Raw genomic sequence first — 6,276 nt, 5'->3', positions numbered from 1 at the left:
TCGAGGTGCGCTTAGGCGCCTTCCTCATGATCGAGGAGGCCGACGCGGTCGATGGCCTTAGGGCGTCCTCGCATTCCTGCCCCTCCTCGAGCTGGGCCTTCGCGTGGGTATCTACTTCTCCAGCAGTCGCAGCAGGTCCTCCTGCACCTCGCGGCGCCGGATCTTACCCATCTGATCGCGGGCGAGTTCCTCGAAGTGGTAGAAGGTGCGCGGAACCTTGTAGCGGGTGAGGCGCTCGCGGGCGAAGTCCTTGAGGCCGTCCGGATCCATGGCGGCGCCGTCGCGCAGGGTGACACAGGCGACGACATCCTCGGAGCCGTCCTCGCGCGGGCGGCCGACAACCGCCAGGTCGACGATGTCCGGGTGGTCGCGCATGGCCTCCTCGACTTCCACCGGGTAGACGTTGAAGCCGCCGGTGATGATGACCTCCTTGATGCGGGCCACCAGGCGGATGAAGCCGTCCTCCTCCATGACGCCGATGTCACCGGTGCGGTACCAGCCGTCGTGGAAGCTCTTCTCGGTGGCCTCCGGCTGGTTGAGGTAGCCGGGGAAGACCTGGGGGCCGCGGACGAGGATCTCGCCCTCGGTGCCGTCGGGCTGGGTCTCGTCGAGGTTGTCCGGGTTGGCGATGCGCACCTCGGTGTCCGGGAAGGGAATGCCGACGTATCCGGGGCGGCGGTCGTCGTTCATGGGGTTGCCGACGATAACGGGGGCGGTCTCGGTCAGTCCGTAGCCCTCGACGAGGCGGCCGCCGGTGAAGCGCTCCCACTTCTCCACGGTGGACACGGGCAGGGTGGCCGCGCCGCAGAAGGCGTTGCGTACGCCGGAGATGTTGATGTTGTCGGCCTCGGCGGCCTCGACGATCTTCTCGTAGAGGGTGGGCACGCCCGGCAGCCAGGTCGGGGTGTGCTTCTTCATCACGTCCATGATGAGCGGGATGCGCGGCGCGGGCAGGAGGATCATCTCCCCGCCGATGTAGAAGGACAGGGTGCCCACCATGGTCAGGCCGTAGGCGTGGAACATGGGCAGGGCGGCGAGCATGCGCTCGTCCTGTTCGCCCAGTCCCGGCACCCAGTTCTTGCCCTGGAGGCAGTTGGCGAAGAGGTTGCCGTGGGTCAGCTGCGCACCCTTGGGGGTACCGGTGGTGCCGGAGGTGTAGAGGATGAGGGCGATGGTGTCCTTGGTGACGCTCGGCTCCGACTCGATGTCATCGCCCTCCCCGCCGATGGCGGAGCCGATCAGGGCCTCCCACGGCACGGTGTTGGGGGCCGGGGAGGACAGAGCCTCCCGCTGTTCCTTGATCTTCTTGATCGGCAGCTTCAGGGCCAGCTGCTTGACGGCGGGCATTGCCTCGATCATGTTGACCGAGATGATCGTCTCCAGGGAGGTGGTGCCGCGCAGCTTCTCCAGCGTCGGGGCGGCCTTGTCCCAGGCGATGACGACGCGGGCCCCGTGGTCGGCGAAGGGGCCGGCCAGCTCGTGGGCGGTGTAGAGCGGGTTGTGCTCCACCACGGTCGCACCCAGCTTGAGTACCGCGTAGAAGGCGGCGATGTGCTGGGGGCAGTTCGGCAGGATGATGGCGACCTTGTCACCCGGGCGCACGCCGAAGGCACGCAGACCGGCGGCGGCCCGGCGGACCTGACGGTCCAGCTCGCCGTAGGTCTGGGACTTGCCGAAGAACCAGGTGGCGGGCTTCTCGGCGTTGATCGCCAGGTTGTTGTCGTAGACGTCGAGCAGGGTCGTGTCGTCATAGTCGAGGGAGTGGGGGGTCCACTCGGAGTAGTACTTCAACCAGGCCTTGGTCTCGAATGCCGACATGAGGTGCCTTCCGCGCTGTGGGTGATTTCCTGACAAGGTGTGGACCAGTATACGGACGCGCGCACCTATCATTGGGGCATGCGCGTCGCAATGATCTCCATGCACACATCGCCGCTGCAGCAGCCAGGCTCCGGTGACGCAGGTGGCATGAACGTCTACGTCCTCAACACGGCCCGCCAACTGGCGCGCCAAGGGATCGAGGTGGACATCTTCACCCGCGCCACCCGCCCCAGCCAGGGCGAGGTCGTCGGCGTCGAACCCGGGCTGCGGGTGATCAACATCGTCGCCGGTCCCTTCGACGGCCTGGAGAAGGAGGCCCTGCCCACACAGCTGGCGGCCTTCGCCGGCGGGGTGCTGCAGTTCCACCGTTGCACCGACGTCGAGTACGACCTCATCCACTCCCACTACTGGCTGTCCGGACAGGTCGGCTGGCTGCTGCGGGACCTGTGGGAGGTGCCGCTGGTCCACACGGCGCACACGCTTGCCGCGGTGAAAAACGCCCACCGCAGTGACGATGATTCCCCCGAGTCGGAGGCGCGGCGGATCTGTGAGCAGCAGCTCGTCGATAATGCGGATGTCCTGGTGGTCAACACGGCCGAGGAGACCAATGACCTCGTCGACCACTACGATGCGGATGCCGAGCGCATCGTCGTCGTCTCGCCCGGCACCGACGTCGACATGTTCACCCCGGGCACCGACCGCAACACCGAGCGTTCCCGCCGCCTGCTGGGAATCCCGCTCGACGCCGAGCTCGTCGCCTTCGTCGGGCGACTCCAGCAGTTCAAAGGCCCCCAGGTCCTCATCCGGGCGGCAGCGGAGATGGTGGGGCGTCGCCCGGAACGCAAGCTGCGCGTCATCATCTGCGGCGGGGCCTCCGGGGCCGCGGCCACCGAACGCCAGTACCTGGAACTGGCCCGCGAACTGGGGGTGGCCCGTCGCATCCGCTTCCTCGACCCGCGCCCGCCGGAGGAACTGGTCACCATCTACCAGGCCGCCGACATCGTCGCTGTTCCCAGCTACAACGAGTCCTTCGGGCTGGTCGCCATGGAGGCGCAGGCCTGCGGCACCCCGGTTGTCGCGGCCCGGGTGGGTGGGCTGCCCGTCGCCGTCGCCGAGGGCGAGACCGGCTTGCTTGTCGACGGCCACGCCACCGCCGACTGGGCCGACGCCCTCGAGAGCCTGCTCGATGACGACGACACCCGCCTGCGGATGGCGGGGGAGGCGGTGGCCCATGCGGCGAACTTCTCCTGGGCGTCCTCGGCCTCGCGGCTGGCGTCGGTGTACAACGAGGCCCTGGCCGCGGAGCCGGCGGACTGCGCCCCGCGGCGGGATCGTGCGGCAGGGGTATAACCGCCCATAAGCGGCGGAATCGTGGCATATTGGAGACATGACCAACGGAAAGCTCATTCTCCTTCGCCACGGCCAGAGCCAGTGGAACAAATCGAACCAGTTCACCGGCTGGGTGGACGTTGACCTGACCGAGCAGGGTGTCGCCGAGGCCGTCCGCGGCGGCGAGATGCTCAAGGAGGCCGGCATCCTGCCGGACATCCTCTACACCTCCCTGCTGCGTCGCGCTATCCGCACCGCGAACATCGCCCTCAACGCCGCTGACCGTCACTGGATCCCGGTGGTCCGCGACTGGCGTCTCAACGAGCGTCACTACGGTGCGCTCCAGGGCCTGAACAAGGCCGAGACCAAGGACAAGTACGGTGACGAGCAGTTCATGGCCTGGCGTCGTTCCTACGACACCCCGCCGCCGGAGCTGGCCGATGACTCCGAGTACTCGCAGTCCGACGACGTGCGCTATGCGGACCTGGACACTGTCCCGCGCACCGAGTGCCTGCTCGACGTCGTCAAGCGCTTCATCCCCTACTACCAGGAGGAGATTGAGCCGCTGCTCAAGGAGGGTAAGAACGTCCTCGTCGCCGCGCACGGCAACTCCCTGCGCGCCCTGGTCAAGCACCTCGACAACATCTCGGACGAGGACATCGCCGCGCTCAACATCCCGACCGGCATCCCCCTGGTCTACGAGTTCGATGCCGATGGGCAGGTGACCAACCCGGGCGGCACCTACCTCGACCCGGAGGCCGCTGCCGCCGGTGCAGCCGCCGTGGCCGCTCAGGGCGGCAAGTAGCCTGAAGGCGTGTCAGCCTTCCTCGCGTTCCTGTTGGGCGTCGCCGTCACCGGCGTCGCCCTTCCGGCGTTGAACTGGGCCCGCAAAAGGGTCATCCGGCACCGTTCCTCCGCCACCCTGGAGGACAATCAGGTGACCACCGTCGGCCAGGTGCTCCACCTGGCCATCCAGGGCTCGCCGACAGGCGTCACCGTTCTCGATCGGGGCGGGGAGGTCATCCTGTCGAACTCGCGCGCCCACGAGATGGCGCTGGTCCACGACCGCACCGTCAATGAACAGGTGTGGCAGGTGGCCGGGGAGGTGTACGCCGACAAGGAGGCGCGCAGCCTCGACCTGACGATGTCCTACCGTCGTACCGGGCACCGGGTGTCGTCGGTACGCGCCCTCATCAAGCCGCTGACGCTTATCGACGACCGCTTCGTCATCGTCTACGGCACCGATGAAAGCGAGAACGTCCGCATGGAGTCCGCGCGCCGCGACTTCGTGGCGAACGTCTCCCACGAGCTCAAGACCCCCGTCGGTGGCATGGCCCTGCTGGCGGAGGCCCTCATGCAGGACGCGGAGGATCCGGAGCACGTCGCGTACTTCGGTGAACGCATCCACAAGGAGGCCCACCGCATGGCGGGCATGATCAACGAACTGATCTCCCTGTCGAAGCTGCAGGGGGCGGAGCCGTTGCCGGAGATGGAACCCGTGCTCGTCGACGACATCATCGACGAGGCGTTCCGACGCAACCAGGTCGCCGCCGACAACGCCGACATCACCCTCACCAAGGGAACCGATTCCGGCGTGCTCGTCGTCGGCGACCGTTCGTTGCTGGTCACCGCGGTGTCCAACCTCATCTCGAATGCGATCAACTATTCGCCGCAGTCTGTGCCGGTGTCGGTGTCGCAGAAGGTCGCGAACGAGGACGTCGTGCTCATCCGGGTCACCGACCGGGGCATCGGCATCTCCCCCGAGGACCAGAAGCGGGTGTTCGAGCGCTTCTTCCGCGTCGATAAGGCGCGGTCCCGGTCGACGGGTGGCACCGGGCTGGGCCTGGCCATCGTCAAACATGTCGTGGCGAATCACGGCGGTAACATCAAGGTATGGTCCCGACCTGGAACGGGATCCACGTTCACCATTGAACTTCCGATTCATCACCCTGGCACCGAGCCGCCGGCCGGTCAGGATGATGAGACGGGCTCCACCGGCACACTGCGGCAGGCTGTGTCGCGGGTGGCGACACGTCGAAAGGACAAAGCATCATGACGACGACCATCCTCATCGTCGAGGACGAGGAGTCCCTGGCCGATCCGTTGGCTTTCCTCCTGCGCAAGGAGGGCTTCGAGGTGATCATCGCCGGCGACGGTCCCACAGCACTCGTGGAGTTCGAACGCAACGACATCGACATCGTCCTGCTCGACCTCATGTTGCCGGGTATGTCGGGCACCGACGTATGCAAGCAGCTGCGCGCCACCTCGAGCGTGCCGGTCATCATGGTGACGGCCCGTGACTCGGAGATCGACAAGGTGGTCGGTCTCGAACTGGGGGCGGACGACTACGTCACCAAGCCCTACTCCTCCCGGGAACTCATCGCCCGCATCCGCGCGGTCCTGCGTCGTGGTGTCGATCCGGAGCCGCTTATCGACGAGGTCGAGGACCAGATCCTCGAGGGCGGGCGCGTGCGCATGGACGTCGAACGCCACACCGTCACCGTCGCCGGCGAACCGGTGCCGATGCCGCTCAAGGAGTTCGACCTCCTCGAGTATCTGCTGCGCAATGCCGGCCGCGTGCTCACCCGCGGACAGCTCATCGACCGGATCTGGGGGGCGGACTACGTCGGTGACACCAAGACCCTCGACGTGCACGTCAAGCGCCTGCGCTCCAAGATCGAGGAGGAACCCTCCCGTCCGAAGCAGCTGGTGACGGTCCGCGGCCTGGGCTACAAGTTCGAGGCCTGATTCTCCCTGCTTCTCGACGCCGGGTGCGTCGCGCCCAACCCCGCGGCCGCCCGGCGTTCGCAGTGGGCGGCGAGGATGTCGTAGCAGGTCTGGCCCATGAGCGCGATGAGTTCGGTGCGCATGGACTTCCACAGCGGATCCGGGTGAGTGTGGCAGGCGCTGGCGCCGGAGCACCACCAGTCGAAGTCCTCGCCGCCGTTGCCCCAGGCGCGGCGGTCGTACTCGCCGATGGTGGTGCGGAGGATCTCGACTCCGTCGGTACGCTCCTCGTAGTCTTCGTAGCGGCGCAGGGGCACCTGCCAGCACACCTCGGGCTTCTCGACGGTCAGGTCCCGCCCCTCGGCCACCGCCCACTGGTGGATGGCGCACCCGGTGCCTGTC

At 67.1% G+C, this 6,276-nt stretch carries 5 protein-coding genes and 1 pseudogene; 4 read left to right on the top strand and 2 right to left on the bottom strand.

All coding sequences use genetic code 11. The features are described from left to right. Nucleotides 1–111 precede the first annotated feature (111 nt). Nucleotides 112–1,818 (bottom strand): long-chain-fatty-acid--CoA ligase, encoded by a 1,707-nt coding sequence (locus tag Q4F73_RS10850; RefSeq protein ID WP_303359362.1) that lies wholly within the window; start codon nucleotides 1,816–1,818, stop codon nucleotides 112–114. A 78-nt stretch (nucleotides 1,819–1,896) separates the two neighbouring features. Here Q4F73_RS10850 and mshA point away from each other — a divergent pair, with 78 nt between their 5' ends. Genes mshA through Q4F73_RS10830 form a run of 4 tightly spaced genes read left to right on the top strand, consistent with a single transcriptional unit; the run spans nucleotide 1,897 to nucleotide 5,895 of the window. Further along, a complete protein-coding gene (gene mshA / locus Q4F73_RS10845; RefSeq protein WP_303359361.1) occupies nucleotides 1,897–3,168 on the top strand; it encodes a D-inositol-3-phosphate glycosyltransferase in 1,272 nt (423 codons plus the stop codon). Between the two features lie 37 nt (nucleotides 3,169–3,205). After that, on the top strand, nucleotides 3,206–3,952 hold the full coding sequence (locus Q4F73_RS10840) for a phosphoglyceromutase (RefSeq protein WP_303359360.1): 747 nt from the start codon (nucleotides 3,206–3,208) through the stop codon (nucleotides 3,950–3,952). A 9-nt stretch (nucleotides 3,953–3,961) separates the two neighbouring features. Then, complete coding sequence (locus tag Q4F73_RS10835; protein WP_303359359.1) at nucleotides 3,962–5,203, top strand: cell wall metabolism sensor histidine kinase WalK; 1,242 nt, start codon at nucleotides 3,962–3,964, stop codon at nucleotides 5,201–5,203. Next, nucleotides 5,200–5,895 (top strand): response regulator transcription factor, encoded by a 696-nt coding sequence (locus Q4F73_RS10830; protein ID WP_303359358.1) that lies wholly within the window; start codon nucleotides 5,200–5,202, stop codon nucleotides 5,893–5,895. Before Q4F73_RS10835 ends, Q4F73_RS10830 begins: the two co-directional genes overlap by 4 nt. Here the strand turns inward: Q4F73_RS10830 and Q4F73_RS10825 are convergent. Continuing rightward, nucleotides 5,877–6,276: pseudogene (locus Q4F73_RS10825) on the bottom strand (hypothetical protein); the annotation flags it as partial. The gene Q4F73_RS10830 and the pseudogene Q4F73_RS10825 sit on opposite strands and share 19 nt — an antisense overlap.

The sequence above is a fragment of the Corynebacterium sp. genome, assembly GCF_030535495.1.
GTDB lineage: Bacteria > Actinomycetota > Actinomycetes > Mycobacteriales > Mycobacteriaceae > Corynebacterium.
This window is presented reverse-complemented; position numbering and strand designations above follow the sequence as displayed.